Consider the following 16,080-nt stretch of genomic DNA (forward strand, 5'->3'; position numbering starts at 1 on the left):
GCCGATCCTATCGCCTGCGCGCGCGGCCGGGGAGGGTCAATCCCGCCAATCCACGCGCCGTTCCCGCCACCGGCATGCCCCCAAAGCACTCAGCTGCTCAGCGAAATCCGGTTGACGACGTCCTCCACGCCGTACACATACCAGGCATCCCGCTCGACCTGCTTGCGCGCGCCCTCGCTCGTGGCGTAGCCGTCGAGCGTCACCACGCGTTTCGCGGTGCGCACCGCGATGCGGCCCGCATCGACGAAGGGATCGGTTTCCAGCACCAGTTGCAGCGCCTCGGTGATTTCCTCATCGCTATCGGCCTCGGCCGGCGCCACCACGAGTTCGTTCACCACGCAGCGGCAGCCGCGCGACCACCACGCCAGCACGCCGGCCAGCCGCATGTGGGAAAGGCTGATCACATTGCCGGACAGCGTGACCACGCCATTGGCGGCGGCCACCTCGATCCAGCCGCTGCGCTCGCCCACGGCCTCGCGGCGCGCCTCGTCCTGGCCCTTCACCTTCGCGCAAATCTTGCAGTTGCGGAAATCGATCGCGGTAAGCAGCCGTTGGCACACGGCATCGCGCAGTTCGCCGTCGCCCACCGGCGCGGCGCCATCGGCAATGCGCAGGTGGTCAATGACCATGGTCACGCCGTCCACGCGCCGCAGGTGCGCGGCGGCGCGCGTCTTGTCGACGATGTCTGCTACCTCGCCCTCGAGGATTAGCGCGCCGTCGGAAAGCCGCAGGTGAATGGTGGGATGGAGATGGTGGCCCTGATACGGCACATGCGCCAACGCGGCTCGCGCCTGCGTCAGCACCGCTTCGCTACTCTGCATGATGTTTCTCCATGTTTCGTGGAGATGAGTGGCGCGCGCCCCTGCCTGCGAGCACGCGTGGCAGCGACAGTGCCGCGCATCAGCCCGCGCGGCCTGTCCGTCCAGCTATTGTAGGCATTCCGATGGGGGCGCGTTGGCGGAGTGATGCCGGCGCCGCAGGGGGGGAAACGGATCAGCGCGTGCCGGGCTGGCAGGTGCCGCGCATGCCGGCCAGCACGGCGTGGATCTGCGCAACCACGGCAGCGCCCTCGCCCACGGCGGAAGCCACCCGCTTGATCGATCCCGAACGCACGTCGCCGATGGCGAACACGCCTTCCAGGCTGGTTTGCAGGGACGGCACGTGCGGCGCGGCATCGGGCACTTCGGCCCCGGTCAACACGAATCCCTTCTCGTCGCGCTGCACGCCGCAGGTGGCCAGCCACGCTGTATTCGGCGCCGCGCCGATGAAGACGAACAGGTGATGCGTGGTCATGCAGCCCTCTACGCCGCCCGCGCCCCGGTAATACACCCGTTCGAGACGTGCCCCGCCTTCAAGCGCGCGCAGGTCCACGCGGGTATGCACGGTCACGTTGGGCAGCACGGCGATCCGCTCAGTCAGGTAGCGCGACATGCTGTGCTCAAGGCTGGTGCCCCGGATAAACAGGTGCACGTGCTCGGCATGCGCGGCCAGGAACACCGCCGCCTGCCCGGCGGAATTGCCGCCGCCCACCAGCAGCACCGGCTCCTTGCGGCACAGGCGCGCCTCGATCGGCGTGGCCCAGTAGTAGATGCCGGACGACTCGAAGCGATCGAGCCCGGTCACGTCCGGTCGCCGGTATTCGGCGCCGCTGGCGATCACCACGGTGCGCGCGGCAATGCGGCGGTCATCGGTCAGTTCCACGAAGAGCGGACGCCGGTCGCAATACAGGGCCTTCACTTCACATGGAATGCCGATATGGGCGCCGAATTTCTGCGCCTGGGCGAAGGCGCGGCTGGCCAGCGACTGCCCGGTGATGCCCGTGGGAAAGCCGAGGTAGTTCTCGATGCGCGCGCTGGTGCCAGCCTGCCCGCCCGGCCCACGACAGTCGAGCACGGCCACGGACAGCCCTTCGGACGCCGCATAGACGGCGGTGGCCAGCCCGGCCGGGCCGGCGCCGACCACCGCCACGTCGTAGACGTGGGTGGGATCGAACTCGGGAATCAGGCCCAGGCACGAGGCCAGGTGGCCTTCGTCCGGATTGCGCAGCACGGTGCCGTCCGGGCAGACCACGAGCGGGAAGTCGTCCGGCAGCGGGGTCAGGCGTTCGAGCAGCGCAACGGCCTCGGGGTCCATCGCCGCGTCGAGCGTGGTGTTGGGAAAGCCGTTGCGCCGCAGGAAGTTCTGCAGCGCCACCAGCCGCCCGTTGTCCGGCGCGCCCACCAGCACCACGCCGTGGCCGCGCTCGATCACCAGCATGCGGCGCAGGATCAGCGCGCGCATGATGGTCTCGCCGAGATCAGCCTCGCTGATCATCATCGCGCTCAGTTCGTCGGGGCGCACCAGCACGGCCTCCACGTCCTCGATCACGCGCGCATCCACCACGGCTGGCTTGTTCGAGAGCTGCGTCACGTCCGAGGTGAACTCGCCGCGCTGGGTGTAGGTGTGGAGGACGCGCTCGTGGCCCAGCCCATCGCGCCCGACGATGCGCACCTTGCCGGACAGGATCAGGAACATCCCCGGGCACAGGCTGCCGGCGCGGTACAGGCATTCGCCAACAGCGAAGTGCGACAGGCGCCCGAAGCGGCGCACGCGCTGGATGTCCTCCTCGGTCAGCACCGCGAACATCTGCGCGTAGCGCGGGTGCTCGCGCACCCCGGCGTCATCCTCCGGAACCGGATTGTCGACCATCACCCCCTCCCGCGCTCGGCCATCCACCGCTATATATATAGGCCATCGGCTAGGCGGCGACCCGGCCGGGCGCGTCCATCAGCTTCTCCATGGTGATGGGCAGGTCACGGATGCGCTTGCCCGTGGCGTGGTAGACCGCGTTGGCCACCGCCGCCGCAAAGCCGGTAATGCCGATCTCCCCGATGCCGCGCGCGCCGAACTCGTTGAAGGCCAGGTCGGGGTAGTCGAGCAGGATGACGTCGATGTCCGGCTGGTCCGCATGCACCGGCATCACGTACTCGGCGTAGTTGTTGTTGCCCGGGATGCCGTTGCGCTCGTCGTACTCGGTGGCCTCGAACAGCGCCATGCCCACGCCCATGACGATGGCGCCTTCCACCTGATTGCGCGCCGTCAGTGGGTTGATGACGCGGCCCACGTCGATGGCGCTGACCACGCGCGCCACGCGCAGGCGCGAGATGCCGGGGTCCCAGCGCACCTCCACGAAATGCGCGCCGAACGACATGAACGACATCCTGTCCGTGGGCGTGCCGCCCGTGCGCGCATGACCATCGGCGCTAGCAAAGCGCTGCGCGGTCAGCACGGTGGCGTAGTCCACGGTGCGCGTTCCATCGGTCAGGCAGCCATTCTCGAAGCGAAGCGACTCGGGCTTCGCCCCGGCGAACGGCGCGCCCTCCTGCGTGGCAAACGTGCGCAACTGGTCGATGGCGTTGCGCGTGGCCTCTGCGATGGCCGGCAGGACGCTGGCCGTGGCCCACGATCCGCCCGAGACCGGTGCCGCCGGGAACGAGGAATCGCCCAGCTTCACCTCGATCTTCTCGAACGGCAGGCCGGTCAGCTCGCTCACCGTCTGCGCCGCAATCGTGTAGGTACCGGTGCCGATGTCCTGGATCGAGCAGATCACCGCGGCCGTGCCGTCGCTGCGCAAATGCACCCGCGCTTCGGCTGGGGTGCGCCAGGCGTCCCAGTTGCAGACGGCCACGCCGTAGCCGGCAATCTCGTCGCCCACACGCATCGCACCGATGCGCGGGTCGCGCCTGGCCCAGCCAAACTTGCGGGCGCCCTGCTCGATGGCCTCGCGCAGGTGGTTGCTGGACCACGGCAGGTTGGTGCTTTCGTCGCGCGTGGAGATGTTATCGAGGCGGAACTGCACCGGGTCCTTCTGGCACGCCAGCGCCAGTTCGTCGATGGCGGATTCGAGCGCGAACAGGCCCGGCGCGGCGCCGGGCGCGCGCATGGAGGTGGGCGCGCCCCGGTGCACGTCGATGGTGTGGTGCGTGACCAGCACGCTCGGGCAGGTGTACAGGCTCGACGTCATGCCGCCGCAGTTCTCCACGTACTGCTCGATAAAGGACGTGGTGTTGATCGACTCATGCCGGATCGACGTGATCTTGCCGTCGGCGCCCGCCGACAGCCGGAGGTGCTGTTTCGTCTCCGGCCGCTGCCCCGTGGTCGTGAACATCTGCGCGCGTGGCACCRCCAGCTTCACCGGGCGCCCGGTCATCTTGGCCGCCGCGCAGGCGGCCACGGAGTGCGGCCACAGGAACAGCTTGGCGCCAAAGCCCGAGCCGATGAACGGCGCGTCCACGCTCACGCTCTCCGGCGTGAGTCCGAAGATCAGGGCCAACGTGTTGCGATGAACCAGCACGCCTTGCGAGGCCTCGTAGAGATGCAGGTCGCCGCCCTCCCACCACGCCACCGTGGCGTGCATCTCCATTGGATTGTGGGTCTCCACCGGCGTGTGGTACACGGCATCGACACGGACCGGCGCGGCGTCGAAGTCCCTGGCCGGCTCGCCGCGCGTGTGGCCGCGCCCGCCGTCCTGCAGCTTGCCAGCCGCCATGCCCTGCTCCAGATTGGCGAGTGCCTTGGCCGGGGCATACGTCACCTTCACAAGCTGGGCCGCCTCTCGCGCATGCTCGTAGGTGTCCGCCACGACCAGCGCGACGAACTGGCCGGCGTAGTGCACCTTCGCGTCCTCGAACGGCAGGCGGTGCTCGTCCGTGATGCCGGCGGTCAGGATCGTGGCCGGCGAGATCGGCGCCTTCGGCGCGCGGTAGAGCCGCAGGAAATTGTCATGGTGCAGGATGTCGACCACGCCCGGCACGCGCCGCGCGGCGGCGGTGTCGATGCCCGTGACGCGCCCGCTCGCAATCGTGCTGAATACGCCATAGGCATGCAGCATGCCGGGCAGGTTGCGGTCCGCCGTGTAGAGCGCGGCGCCGGTGACCTTGAGTCGACCGTCGATACGGCGCGGCGACGCGCCGATGGCATTCTTGTTCACGCTGGACTCCCGTTGTCGAGTGAAGGTCCGCTGGATCGGGGATGGATCGGGGCAGCCGGTCAGGCGACGAGCCGCGTCAGGTTGCGCGATACCGCCTGCTGGCCAAGCAGCAGCTTGAAGCCGTTCTGGCCATAGGACTGCGCGCCCGCCATGGCAGCGGCGGCGGTCTCGCGGATCAGCGCGTCCGTCACCGCCTTGCCGCGCAGCACCGCCTCGGCATTGGCGGCCCGCCACGGCTTGGTGGTGACGCCACCGAGCGCGATGCGCACGTCCCGCACGGTGCGACCATCCAGCACCACCACCACCGCACTCGACGCCAGCGCGAACTGGTAGGAGCCCCGGTCGCGCAGCTTCAGGTAGGCCGAGCGGCTGTTCGGCAGCGGCGCATCGAGCGTGATGTGCGTGATCATCTCGTCGGCCTCCAGCGCGTGCTCCTTCCACGGCGTTTCACCGGGCAGCAGGTGGAAGTCCGCGAACGGGATGTCACGCCGGCCCTTGGGCCCCTGCACGTGGATGGTGGCGCCGATGGCGACCATCGCCACGCACATATCGGACGGATGCGCGGCGATGCACTGGTTGCTGCCGCCCAGCACCGCGTGCACGTTGCGGTTCAGCCCGTCGATGGCGGGGCAGCCCGAGCCCGGCTCGCGCTTGTTGCAGGGCGACACGCCATCGCGAAAGTACCCGCAACGCACCCGCTGCATCACATTGCCGGCCGTGGTGGCCTTGTTGCGCAGCTGCGTGCTGGCACCGGACAGCAGCGCCTGCGACAGCGCCGGGTGATGCTTGACGATGTGCGGATGGCGCGCCAGCTCGGTGTTGCTGACCATCGCGCCGATCCGCACCCGGCCGTCCTCAGCCACCTCGACCTGGTTGAGGCCGAGTTTGTGGATGTCCACCACGCGCGGCGGGTGCATCACGTCCAGCTTCATCAGGTCCAGCAGGGTGGTGCCACCGGCCAGATAGGCGGTCTCGGGCGTGCGCGCGTGCAGCACGATGGCCTGCTCGACGTCCGCCGCGCGGGCATACTCGAAGGTACGCATGGCTAGCCTCTCTTCATTTTGCCGCGTGCGTCCTGGACGGCCGCGACGATGTTCCGGTAGGCGCCGCAGCGGCAGATGTTGCCGCTCATCGCCTCGCGCACGGCCGCGTCGTCGGTCGGGATGCGCTTGTCGCCTAGCACGCCCACGGCGCTCATCATCTGGCCGGCGGTGCAGTAGCCGCACTGGTAGGCATCGTGATCCCAGAAAGCCTGCTGCACCGGGTGCAGCGTGCCGCCCTGGGAGAGCCCTTCGATGGTGGTGATCTCGTCGCCGTCATGCATCACCGCGAGCGACAGGCAGGCATTGATCGCCACACCGTTCACGTGCAGCGTGCACGCCCCGCACTGGCCATGGTCGCACCCCTTTTTGGTGCCAGTGAGGTGCAGTTGATCGCGCAAGACGTCCAGCAGTATGGCGTTGGGCGCCACCGTAAGCGACTGGAGCGTGCCGTTGACCTTGAAGCTCACCGCGTGGCCAGCGCTGCCCTGCGACGCGGCGGGTTGCACGCCGCCGGTGCGGGCACGGCCACCATTCTGCTGACAAGAGTCGTCCATTTCCCGTTCTCCTTGAACGCGAGCGGCGCAAGTTCACGAGGAACATTGCAGGATTGTCATCTGGCGAAATTGTCCAGACATTTGCAAGTGGCAGGCTTGCGATGCCGGACGGGGCAGTGTGGGTATTTGCAGCTAGTACAACAGTATTCGAACAACCGCTTCAGTTTTTCAAGGTCTCTGGAGAGCCTTGCTGCCGCGCCCACGCTGGTGTAGCCTTGCAACTACGATTTATTGAGTCTTAGTTAAACATGTCGCATATCAGCACGGGTGTCGAGTACGGGCTGCACTGCCTGCTCTATCTGTCCCGTTCCAACATGGCCGTGGAAGAGGCCAGCGTGCGCGACCTCGCCGAGCTGCAGGGCATCCCCACCGAGTTCCTGGCCAAGCTGTTCACCAAGCTCGCGAAGGCTGAACTCGTGGTGGCCACCGAAGGCATCAAGGGCGGCTTCCGGCTCGCCCGTCCGCCTTCGCGCATCTCGGTCTACGACGTGATCGTCGCCATCGACGGCGACAAGCCGCTGTTCGAGTGCCGGGAGATCCGCGAGCGCAGTGCCGTATTCGAGGGCTGCCCGCCGGCATGGGCGACGCGCGGCGTGTGCACGATCCACGCCGTGATGCAGTCTGCCGAGAAGGCGATGCGCGCCGAGTTGAAAAATCACACGCTGGCCGACATTGCCGAACGCACCGTGGAGAAAGTGCCCGCCGCCTACGGCGGGCAGGTAGTGGAGTGGCTGACAGACCGCGCGGCCAACCGGCGCAGCGCAAGATAAAAAAAGGGCGATCCCGGCGGATCGCCCTTCTTCATTCCCCCAGCCCGATCAGGCCACGACGATGCGGCGCGGGTCAGCCGACGCCAGTGCCTCGGCCCGGTTCGCGCTCGGCGGATAGATCCATTCCGTGTTGATCCTGGTCTTCAGCGCCTTGGCCTCGGCGCCGGACAGCTTCACCTGGCGGTCCCAGCCCTCGGTGTAGACCGCGCCCCACGGACCCAGGTCCAGACAGGTCACGTACTTCGGCTGGCTGTACGGGATCGGCGGCTGGCCCAGCAGGTCGGCTGCCACGTTGTGCCCCGCGGACCGCCCGAGGTTCATCGCGTGCTGGCACGACATCATCGTGACGTTGCCCTCGTCATCGGTCGCCGCACGGGCCACATCGCCTGTGGCATAGACGTGCGCCACGCCATCGACCTTCAGGTTTCGATCGACGTGCAACCGGCCGAAGTTGTCGCGCTGCGCGGGGATCTGGTCGGTCAGCGCGCTCGCGCGGGCGCCTGCGGTCCAGATCACGGTCTGGGCGTCGATGCGCTCGCCGCTTTCCAGCGTGACGCCTTCCGCGTCCACCGACGCGACACCGGAGCCCAGCTTCCACGTCACGCCGAGTTCGGTCAGCGCCTCGGTGATCACCGGGCGCGGCCCCTGGCCCAGGTCCGGACCGATCTCGCCATTACGCTCTACCATGATGACGCGCACTGCGGCATCGGCACCGAGCACTTCGCGCAGCCGCGCCGGCATTTCGGCCGCCGTCTCGATGCCGGTGAAGCCAGCGCCGGCGATCACCACGGTATTGCGCGCCACGCTGTCTGGGCGGCCGGCCAGACCGTGCAGATGCACTTCCAGCCGGGCGGCATCGGCCACCTGATCGACGTTGAAGGCATGCGCTTCGAGCCCATTGATCGCCGGCCGGAACAGCCGACTGCCGGCCGCCAGCACCAGGCGGTCATAGCCAAGCGTCTGGCGCGATGGTTCGGCGCCCACGCCCCTCACCTCCACTTCACGGGCCGCCACGTCGATGCGCTCGACGAAGCCCTGTACGAACCGCACGCCGGTAGCGGCGAAGATCTCCAGCAGCGGCGCCTTCATCTTCAGCGGGTTCTGCTCGTAGAGCCGCGGACGCACGTGCAGCGCCGGCTCCGGCGCGATCAGCACGATTTCCACATCGGTACGCGCGGCCTCGTCGAGTAGACGAGCCGAAGCGAGGGCGCTCCACATGCCGGCAAAACCGGCGCCAATGACAAGAATGCGTTGGGACATCTCTACTGCTCCTGAATGGATCTGTGCTGCCTTGACCAGCGGCGACGCCGCGGCGATCTCCAGCCCGCCTTTCTCGATGCGGCTTAACTACGATTGTATTAGTCGTAGTTAAGCCGCGCAAGAAATTTTGGGGGCGGGGTTTACGCCAACCCATCCACCGCTTGCGGTACGACCGCGGATCGGCTATCTTCATCTCCGACTATATCAGTCGTAGTAATGAAATGAAGTCGATCATGAGGCAGTTTGGTTCTGATCGGCTCCAACCCTGAACACCCAACAAGCAGGACGGAACATGCGTATCGACTACACCAAAACTTCCCCGGCCGGCGTCAAGGCGCTTGGCAGTGTCTACGGCTACATCACGCAGTCCGGGCTCGACCCCGCGCTGGTGGAGCTGACCTACCTGCGCATCAGCCAGATCAACGGCTGCGCCTACTGTCTGGACATGCACACACGGGATCTCACGCGCAGGGGCGTGGACGTGCAGAAGCTCGCGCTGGTCCAGGTCTGGCACGAGGCCGGCAGCCTGTTCTCCGACCGCGAAAAGGCCGCACTGGCCTGGGCCGAATCGGTGACCCGTGTCGCCGACACCCATGTGCCCGACGACGCCTTCGAGGTTGCCGCCGCCGTCTTCGAGGAAAAAGAACTGGCCGACCTGACCATCGCGATCGGCCTCATGAACGCCTTCAACCGGCTGGCAATCAGCTTCCGGCGCGGGCCGGAGGGCGCGGTGTAACGGCGACAGGAGCCGTCAGCGGCGTGTTCGCCACGTAGGAAAGGCGGCGGCCCGTGGTGGCGACACGGGCCACGCTGGGGACCCTCAACGAAACGCCGCGCGGACCTCTTCGATCGTCTCGTGCGGACGCTGCAGGTGCGGGTAATGGCCCGTGGCGGGCAGCAGCCGCAATGGCGCTCCGGTCCTGCGCGCGAACTCGACGCCCATTTCCTTGTTGATATAGATGTCCTGCTCGCCCCACACCACGCGTACCGGGGCCTTCAGGCCCGGCAGCCGCGCCTCGAACGCATTCTGATCCCGCGTGAAGTGCGCGTAGTAGTGCGCGAACGCGTCGGCCGACGTCAGCGCCCCGTTCTGCCAGCCACGTGCAAGATCGGCACGATAATCCGCATCCAACGCATAGCGCGCCCCCTCCGGCAATCCACGCGTGAACGCGTTCAGCAGAATCTCGTCGCGCGAGGCATTGAAGGCGCTCCGCACGGCTTCGGCCGATGCGGGCTCCTTGAGCGCCTGCAGGCGTTCCTGCATGTATTGCGGGCGGTTGAACGGTGCGAAGTCGCCGACGATGATGGTCCGGGCGATGCTGGGCCGGTCGATGGCCGCCAGCAACGCCGGCAAGGCTGCGATGTCGGTGGCGTAGATCACCAGGCGGCTGCTGTCGATGCCTGCCGTGTCGATGTAGCGCGTCAGTACCGTGGCGTAGTCACGCGGCGCGTAGGCGAAACGCTCGGCAGGCGGACGTGAAGATTCGCCATAGCCCGGCCAGTCGAACGCGTGGACTTCGTATTCCTCCCCAAGCGTCCTGGCAATCTCTTTCCAGGCGAGCATGGTTTCGGGAAAACCGTGCAGGAACAGCACCGTGCCTCGCGGTGCCGCCGGCCCGACCACCATCCGCCGCAAACGCAGTTCGGGATCGACATCCACATAACTCACTTCCGCAACGGGCTCGCTGGCCGCTGCGATAGCGGCGCCTGTGCCGGCCATAAGCGCCGCGGAGACACTGACTGCAGTGGCCACCGACCGTGCCGACCGACGGATTGCTGATTTCGCTTTCATCTCGTTTCCTCCTGCACCGGCCAAGCCGCGCAATCTGTTGCATATGCAGCATTAGAGTGAGGCGATGTATCCAGTCTGTGGTCCCGAGACGGTCAAACGGTATCGCCGTGTATGGCGGCGCCGCGCAGATACATGCGCGTACAAAATGGCCGCGCACCTACTATTCCGTCAAGGCATCATCGGCGCCCTCGGGTTGTTTCCCAACTTCAGGAGTCAGACATGAGAGCACTTACCTATGTATTCGCCGCCGCCGCGCTCGCGACAGTGCAGATGACGGCCGCCGCACAAACCCCTCCGGACACGAGCCGTCCACCGGCCGTCCTGCCGCTCGACGCGGAGCCGGCGCCCAGGGTTGTGGCTTACCCGGCATTGCCGGAGCCGCTCGCGCGGGGCGTGGTGATCGTCCAGTTCCGTACCGAGAACTTCCGCGTGATCCCGGTGTTCGGCAAGGCTGCCACCCAGGTTTCGCCGCGCGTCGGCCATCTGCATGTGACCGTTGACGATGGCCCGGCCACCTGGGCGCACACGAGCGAGGATCCCATCATCGTGGTGGGGCTGCCGCCGGGGCCGCACAAGGTGCGGATGGAACTGGCAGATCCCACGCACAAGATCCTGGCGACGGAAGTGGTGAGCGTGACCGTCCCCGATACCCGGTCGCCGGGCACCGCGGCCGCGCCGCCAGCACATCGGCACTGAGTGCGGTACGCTGGCGGTACTTCATCGCTCCCCCTTCCCGTGAGACATGCGTACCGACAAGCGTTCTGTGGCCAGCAACCCGGGCGCCGAGATTCTCCAGCACTGCGTGATGACCCGTGCCCGGCAGATCTCGCGTGTCCTGACCGCTGCCTACGATCAGGCGTTGCGCCCGTTCGGCATCAACGCCACGCAGTTCACGCTGCTGGTGCTCGTGCATGAACTCGGCCCGATCAGCCGCGCCGATCTCGGGCGGCGCAATCATCATGACCGTTCCACGCTGACCCGCAACCTGCAGCCGCTGCTCGCAGCAGGATGGATCGCGGAAGACGCGGCGGAGGCCGCCGATGGCCGATCGCGGCCGCTCTCCGTGACCCGCGCCGGCAAATCGATGCTGAAAGCGGCCGCACCCGCGTGGGCACAGGCGCAGGCGGCCGCCAGGGCCATGATGGGAGACGACGGCGTGGCAGCCATCATGGGCATTGCGGGGAAGCTCCCGAAGCGGAGTGCGTAGCACGGCGGCGGCTGCTAGGATGTCCGCACGCCTCTCCCCTCCCTGGAGCGATCGATGTGCGTCAATTACGCCCCCATCCAGCGGCAAGTCCTGCGCGACATCTTCGGCATCGAGCCGCCGGCCCGGTTGTGGGCGGACGAGGCGTGGCCAGACACCCTCGCGCCCATTGTCACCAGCTCCGATGCCGGGCGCACCTGCGCGCTGGCCTCGTTCAGCATGGTGCCGAAGGGGAAGATCCCGCCCGGCACCCGCTACTTCCCCACCGCGAATGCGCGCGCCGAGACCGTGGGCACGCTCAAGTCCTTCGCCCGGTTCTGGAAGGCCGGCCAGCTGGCCCTGATACCGGCCAGCGCGTTCTACGAATACGCCTACCCCGAGGCCGGCACGCCGGAGCGGCCCGGCAAACCCGTGCGCTGGAAGCTCTGGCTGCCAGACGCGCCGGGGTTCGGCATCGCCGGCCTCTGGCGCGCGTGGCCGGACGACACGCTGTCTTTCACCATGCTCACCGTCAATGCCGATGCCCACCCGCTGCTGTCGCGCATGCACCGGCCCGGCACCGAGAAGCGCTCGGTGGTGATCGTGCCGGAGACTGAATGGGATGACTGGCTGCGCTGCCGCGACCCGGAGGTCGCCCGGACCTTCCTGCGGCTCTATCCGTCCGAACGCATGGCCGGGGCGCCCGCGCCGATGCCGCCGGCGGCAAGCAAGGCCGCCCCAGATGCCACCCCCGATGCCGCCCCCGATGCCGAGCCCGCGCCGCCCGCGCCCGAGTCCGGCTCGCTATTCTGACTCAGGCGCCCACGCGCGGCGCAGCCCCCAATTGGGTGACCGGAACGCCCCTCCGACAGAGGGTGTCGGGCGCTGCGCTTGTTCCCCATACTGACCTGCACCGGCCACCAGAGCCGTTCCTATATAGGGGTCAGACCATGCATAACGCCGTCTCTTTCGTCGGGTACGTTCTCGCTTTCCTCATCGCCCTCATCGTCGCCGCGCGCTGGATCTCGCGCCATCATCCCGGCCTGCGCGATGCCGATGCCGACCGCCTCGCGCGTGCGGAGCCGCCCACCCGGCCGTTCATGCCGGACTGAATCCGCCGCCCTCCGGAACTTCCCCGCCCCGCCTGAAACCTATCGCCGGGCGGCCTTCTGCTGCACAATGCCCCGTCAGTCGCCCGTCGTGCGGCAGCAGAAGAAAAAGGAACAAGGATGGCTACTTCGAACAAACTGCCCGCATGGACCGTCTGGTCGCCGCTGGCCGCCTGGGCCGCGTTCGGCGTCGGGCTGATGCTGCCGGGCCAGGGCTGGCTTGTTGCGATCATGGCCGCCGCGCTGGCGGGCGCGGTATTTTCCGCGGTGCACCACGCCGAAGTGGTGGCCCACAAGGTGGGCGAGCCGTTCGGCACGCTGGTGCTGGCGATTGCGGTGACCGTGATCGAGGTGGCGCTGATCGTCTCGGTGATGCTGTCGGCCGGGCCCGAGAAAGCCGGGCTGGCCCGGGATACCGTGTTCGCCGCCGTGATGATCATCTGCAACGGCATCGTCGGCGTGTGCCTGTTCGTGGGTGGCCTGCACCACCGGGAGCAGGAATTCCAGGCGCCCGGCGCCAAGGCGGCCATGGCCGTGCTCGTAGCGCTGCTGGTGCTGACCATGGTGCTGCCCAATTTCACCAGCTCCACGCCGGGGCCGATGTTGACCTCGTCGCAACTGGCGTTCTCGGGGCTGATGTCGCTCGTGCTGTACGGCTGCTTCGTGTTCGTGCAGACGGTGCGCCATCGCGACTACTTCCTGGTGGAGAGCAGCGACGAGAACGAGCACGCACCGCCGCCGCCGGGGCGCGTGGCCGCCGCGAGTGGCGTGCTGCTGGTGGTGTGCCTCGTGGCCGTGGTGGCGCTGGCGAAGATGCTGTCGCCGTCCGTGGAAGCGGCAGTGGCCGCCGCGGGCCTGCCGCCCGCCGTGGTGGGCGTGGTGATCGCGGCGCTGGTGCTGTTGCCTGAGGGGCTCGCCGCGCTGCGCGCCGCGCGGCTGGACCGCCTCCAGACCAGCATGAACCTGGCGCTGGGCTCGGCGCTGGCCAGTATCGGCCTGACCATTCCCACGGTGGCGGTGGTCTTCATCGCCCTTGGCCGCCCGCTCGAACTGGGGCTGGGCGCCAAGGAGATGGTGCTGCTGTTCCTGACGGTGATCGTCGCGTCGCTGACGCTCGGCTCGGGCCGCACCACGATCCTGCAGGGCGTGGTGCACCTTGTGATCTTCGCCGCCTACCTGTTCCTCACCATCGTTCCCTGACGGGGGCTCGCCCCCGTCCGCAATCCTCAATCGGCGCGAATGCCCCTTTCCTTGATCAGGGCGCCCCACTTGGTGGTTTCCTTCGCCAGATGGTCACGCAGCGCCGCCGGCGTGCTGCCGATGGGCTCCGCGCCGATGCCCGCCAGCCGCTGCTGCACGGCGGGCTTCTTCAGCGCCTCCAGCATGGCCTTGTTCAGCGCGTCGATGACCGGCTGCGGCGTCTTGGCCGGCACGAAGGCGGCGAACCACGGCGACAGCTCGTAGCCCGGCAGCCCCGCCTCGGCCAGCGTCGGCACGTTGGGCAGCGCCGAGGAACGCTTGGCGGTGGTGACGGCGATGGGCGTCAGCTTGCCGCTATCGATCTGGGGCTTGGCCGAGGTGATGCTGTCGAACATATAGTCCACCTGCCCGCCAAGCAGGTCGGTCATGGCCGGGCCCGACCCCTTGTAGGGGATGTGGAGCAGATCCACCTGTGCCATCGACGTGAACAACTCCCCCGCCAGATGGATCGACGTACCGTTGCCGGCCGACGCGTAGGTGTACTTGCCCGGCCGCGCCTTGGCGCTGGCGATCACCTCCGCCACGGTCTTGGCCGGCGTCTTCGCCTTGTTGGCGACCAGCACGTTCGGCACCACGGCCAGCAGCGAGACCGGCGCGAAATCCTTGACCGGGTCGTAGCCGAGCTTGCCGTACAGCGCCGGATTGACCGCCATGCCATTGGCCACGATCAGCAGCGTGTAGCCATCGGCCGGGGCACGCGCCACCAGTTCCGCGCCGATGTTGCCGCCCGCGCCGGGGCGGTTCTCCACCACCACGGCCTGGCCGAGCGTCCTGGACATGTCCTCGCCCAGCGTGCGGGCGATGTTGTCCATCGCGCCGCCGGCCGGGAACGGCACGATCCAGCGGATGGGATGGTCGGGATAGGCGGCGTGGGCGGTGCCCGCCACCAACGCGGCGGCGGCCAGCAGGGCCGACAGCAATGACCGGTTCAGGGATTTCATAGTCTCCATTCCTTCTTTTATATGTCGATGATGCGGGGCGGCGGTCGCCGCTCAGGCGGCCGGGCGACGATAGTGCGCGAGCTTGTCTTCGTCCAGCGCCAGCCCCAGGCCGGGGCCGGTGGGCAGGTGCAGCGCGAAGTCGCGGTAGGTAGGGCGCTCGGCCACGATGTCGTCCTTGAGCAGCAGCGGGCCGAACAGCTCGGTGCCCCAGGCGAGCTGCGGCAGCGTGCAGAAGCCATGCGCAGCGGCGATGGTGCCGACGCTGCCTTCCAGCATCGTGCCGCCATAGAGCGCGATGCCAGCCGCGTCGCCCACGGCCGCCGTGCGCAGCATGCCGAAGATGCCGCCGGACTTGGCGATCTTGAGCGCGAACACATCGGCGGCACCCAGGCGGGCCAACTCCATCGCGTCTTCCGGGCCGGTCACGGCCTCGTCGGCCATGATCGGCACCACGAAGCGCGCCGCCAGCCGCGCCAGCGCCGTGCGGTGCTCGCGCGGCGTGGGTTGCTCGATCAGGTCGATGCCGGCCGCCTCCAGCATGGCGATGCCGGTGGCCGCGTCGGCCTCGTTCCACGCCTGGTTCACGTCGACGGTCACGCGGGCACGGTCGCCCAGCGCGCGCTTGATGGCGGAGACGTGCGCCACGTCGTCACGCACCGCGCGGCGGCCGATCTTGAGCTTGAAGGTGTTGTGGCGGCGCTCGGCCAGCAGGCGCTCGGCTTCCTCGATGTCCCGGGCGGTGTCGCCACTGGCCAGGGTCCAGAGCACCGGCAGCGTGTCGCGCACGGCGCCGCCGAGCAGCGTGGCCAGCGGCACATTCAGGCGCTTGCCCTGCCCATCGAGCAGCGCGGTTTCCAGCGCGCTCTTGGCGAAACGGTTGCCGCGCGCCACCTTGTTCAGCCGCGCCATCGCGCCGTGGACATTGGTGGCGTCCTGGCCGATCAGCGCCGGGCCAAGGTAGGTGTCGATGGTCAGCTTGATACCTTCGGGGCTTTCATCGCCATAGGACAGCCCGCCAATGGTGGTGGCCTCGCCGATGCCCTCCACGCCGTCGCTACAACGCAGCCGCACGATCACCAGCGTCTGCTGCTGCATGGTCGCCATGGCCAGTTGGTGGGCCCGGATGGTCGGGAGATCGACCAGGATGGCCTCGATGCCGGTAATCGTCGTAGTCATACTTTCTCGATGCTTGGTATCAG

General features: G+C 67.9%; 16 protein-coding genes. 7 read left to right on the forward strand and 9 right to left on the reverse strand.

The genetic code is table 11. From position 1 onward, the window contains the following. Positions 1–89: 89 nt before the first annotated feature. The 5 genes from AC1DFU_RS08425 to AC1DFU_RS08445 all read right to left on the reverse strand — a co-directional run bounded on the left by AC1DFU_RS08425 (position 90) and on the right by AC1DFU_RS08445 (position 6,566). Complete coding sequence (locus tag AC1DFU_RS08425; RefSeq protein WP_092294959.1) at positions 90–821, reverse strand: BON domain-containing protein; 732 nt, start codon at positions 819–821, stop codon at positions 90–92. Between the two features lie 172 nt (positions 822–993). Further along, positions 994–2,688 carry an FAD-dependent oxidoreductase gene (locus tag AC1DFU_RS08430; RefSeq protein ID WP_441592720.1) on the reverse strand — a complete coding sequence of 565 codons (1,695 nt, stop codon included), beginning with the start codon at positions 2,686–2,688 and terminating at the stop codon, positions 994–996. Positions 2,689–2,737: 49 nt separating this feature from the next. Beyond that, a complete protein-coding gene (locus AC1DFU_RS08435) occupies positions 2,738–4,969 on the reverse strand; it encodes a xanthine dehydrogenase family protein molybdopterin-binding subunit (protein WP_477159855.1) in 2,232 nt (743 codons plus the stop codon). A gap of 59 nt (positions 4,970–5,028) precedes the next feature. Next, entirely contained in the window at positions 5,029–6,012 is a 984-nt protein-coding gene (locus AC1DFU_RS08440) for an FAD binding domain-containing protein (RefSeq protein ID WP_441592722.1), read from the reverse strand. A gap of 2 nt (positions 6,013–6,014) precedes the next feature. Next, positions 6,015–6,566, reverse strand: coding sequence for a (2Fe-2S)-binding protein (locus tag AC1DFU_RS08445; RefSeq protein WP_441592723.1), 552 nt, complete (start codon positions 6,564–6,566; stop codon positions 6,015–6,017). Positions 6,567–6,814: 248 nt separating this feature from the next. On the opposite strand from AC1DFU_RS08445, the gene AC1DFU_RS08450 reads away from it, so the two are divergent. After that, positions 6,815–7,336, forward strand: a complete 522-nt coding sequence (locus AC1DFU_RS08450) for an RrF2 family transcriptional regulator (RefSeq protein ID WP_092294949.1) — start codon at positions 6,815–6,817, stop codon at positions 7,334–7,336. Between the two features lie 48 nt (positions 7,337–7,384). On the opposite strand, the gene AC1DFU_RS08455 is transcribed toward AC1DFU_RS08450, so the two are convergent. After that, on the reverse strand, positions 7,385–8,596 hold the full coding sequence (locus AC1DFU_RS08455) for an NAD(P)/FAD-dependent oxidoreductase (RefSeq protein ID WP_092294947.1): 1,212 nt from the start codon (positions 8,594–8,596) through the stop codon (positions 7,385–7,387). Positions 8,597–8,888: 292 nt separating this feature from the next. Here AC1DFU_RS08455 and AC1DFU_RS08460 point away from each other — a divergent pair, with 292 nt between their 5' ends. After that, positions 8,889–9,332 (forward strand): carboxymuconolactone decarboxylase family protein, encoded by a 444-nt coding sequence (locus AC1DFU_RS08460; protein WP_441592724.1) that lies wholly within the window; start codon positions 8,889–8,891, stop codon positions 9,330–9,332. Positions 9,333–9,416: 84 nt separating this feature from the next. Here the strand turns inward: AC1DFU_RS08460 and AC1DFU_RS08465 are convergent, their stop codons facing one another. Continuing rightward, positions 9,417–10,388 (reverse strand): alpha/beta fold hydrolase, encoded by a 972-nt coding sequence (locus tag AC1DFU_RS08465; RefSeq protein ID WP_441592725.1) that lies wholly within the window; start codon positions 10,386–10,388, stop codon positions 9,417–9,419. A gap of 219 nt (positions 10,389–10,607) precedes the next feature. Between AC1DFU_RS08465 and AC1DFU_RS08470 the strand changes: the two genes are divergently transcribed. From AC1DFU_RS08470 to AC1DFU_RS08490, 5 genes are all read left to right on the forward strand, one after another. Continuing rightward, the gene (locus AC1DFU_RS08470) at positions 10,608–11,084 is read left to right on the forward strand and encodes a DUF6130 family protein (RefSeq protein ID WP_441592726.1); all 477 of its coding nucleotides are present in this window, start codon (positions 10,608–10,610) and stop codon (positions 11,082–11,084) included. Positions 11,085–11,130: 46 nt separating this feature from the next. Next, positions 11,131–11,595, forward strand: coding sequence for a MarR family winged helix-turn-helix transcriptional regulator (locus AC1DFU_RS08475; protein ID WP_092294939.1), 465 nt, complete (start codon positions 11,131–11,133; stop codon positions 11,593–11,595). A 54-nt stretch (positions 11,596–11,649) separates the two neighbouring features. Further along, positions 11,650–12,384 carry an SOS response-associated peptidase family protein gene (locus AC1DFU_RS08480; RefSeq protein ID WP_441592727.1) on the forward strand — a complete coding sequence of 245 codons (735 nt, stop codon included), beginning with the start codon at positions 11,650–11,652 and terminating at the stop codon, positions 12,382–12,384. A 137-nt stretch (positions 12,385–12,521) separates the two neighbouring features. Further along, complete coding sequence (locus AC1DFU_RS08485; RefSeq protein ID WP_177219920.1) at positions 12,522–12,683, forward strand: hypothetical protein; 162 nt, start codon at positions 12,522–12,524, stop codon at positions 12,681–12,683. Positions 12,684–12,800: 117 nt separating this feature from the next. Continuing rightward, positions 12,801–13,880 carry a calcium:cation antiporter gene (locus AC1DFU_RS08490; RefSeq protein ID WP_441592728.1) on the forward strand — a complete coding sequence of 360 codons (1,080 nt, stop codon included), beginning with the start codon at positions 12,801–12,803 and terminating at the stop codon, positions 13,878–13,880. A gap of 26 nt (positions 13,881–13,906) precedes the next feature. On the opposite strand, the gene AC1DFU_RS08495 is transcribed toward AC1DFU_RS08490, so the two are convergent. Both AC1DFU_RS08495 and AC1DFU_RS08500 read right to left on the reverse strand, forming a co-directional pair. After that, the gene (locus AC1DFU_RS08495; RefSeq protein WP_441592729.1) at positions 13,907–14,881 is read right to left on the reverse strand and encodes a tripartite tricarboxylate transporter substrate binding protein; all 975 of its coding nucleotides are present in this window, start codon (positions 14,879–14,881) and stop codon (positions 13,907–13,909) included. A 51-nt stretch (positions 14,882–14,932) separates the two neighbouring features. After that, positions 14,933–16,057: a muconate/chloromuconate family cycloisomerase gene (locus AC1DFU_RS08500; RefSeq protein WP_441592730.1), complete on the reverse strand. Its 1,125-nt coding sequence runs from the start codon at positions 16,055–16,057 to the stop codon at positions 14,933–14,935. Between the last annotated feature and the right edge of the window lie 23 nt (positions 16,058–16,080).

Source organism: Cupriavidus sp. 10L45 (assembly GCF_056395225.1).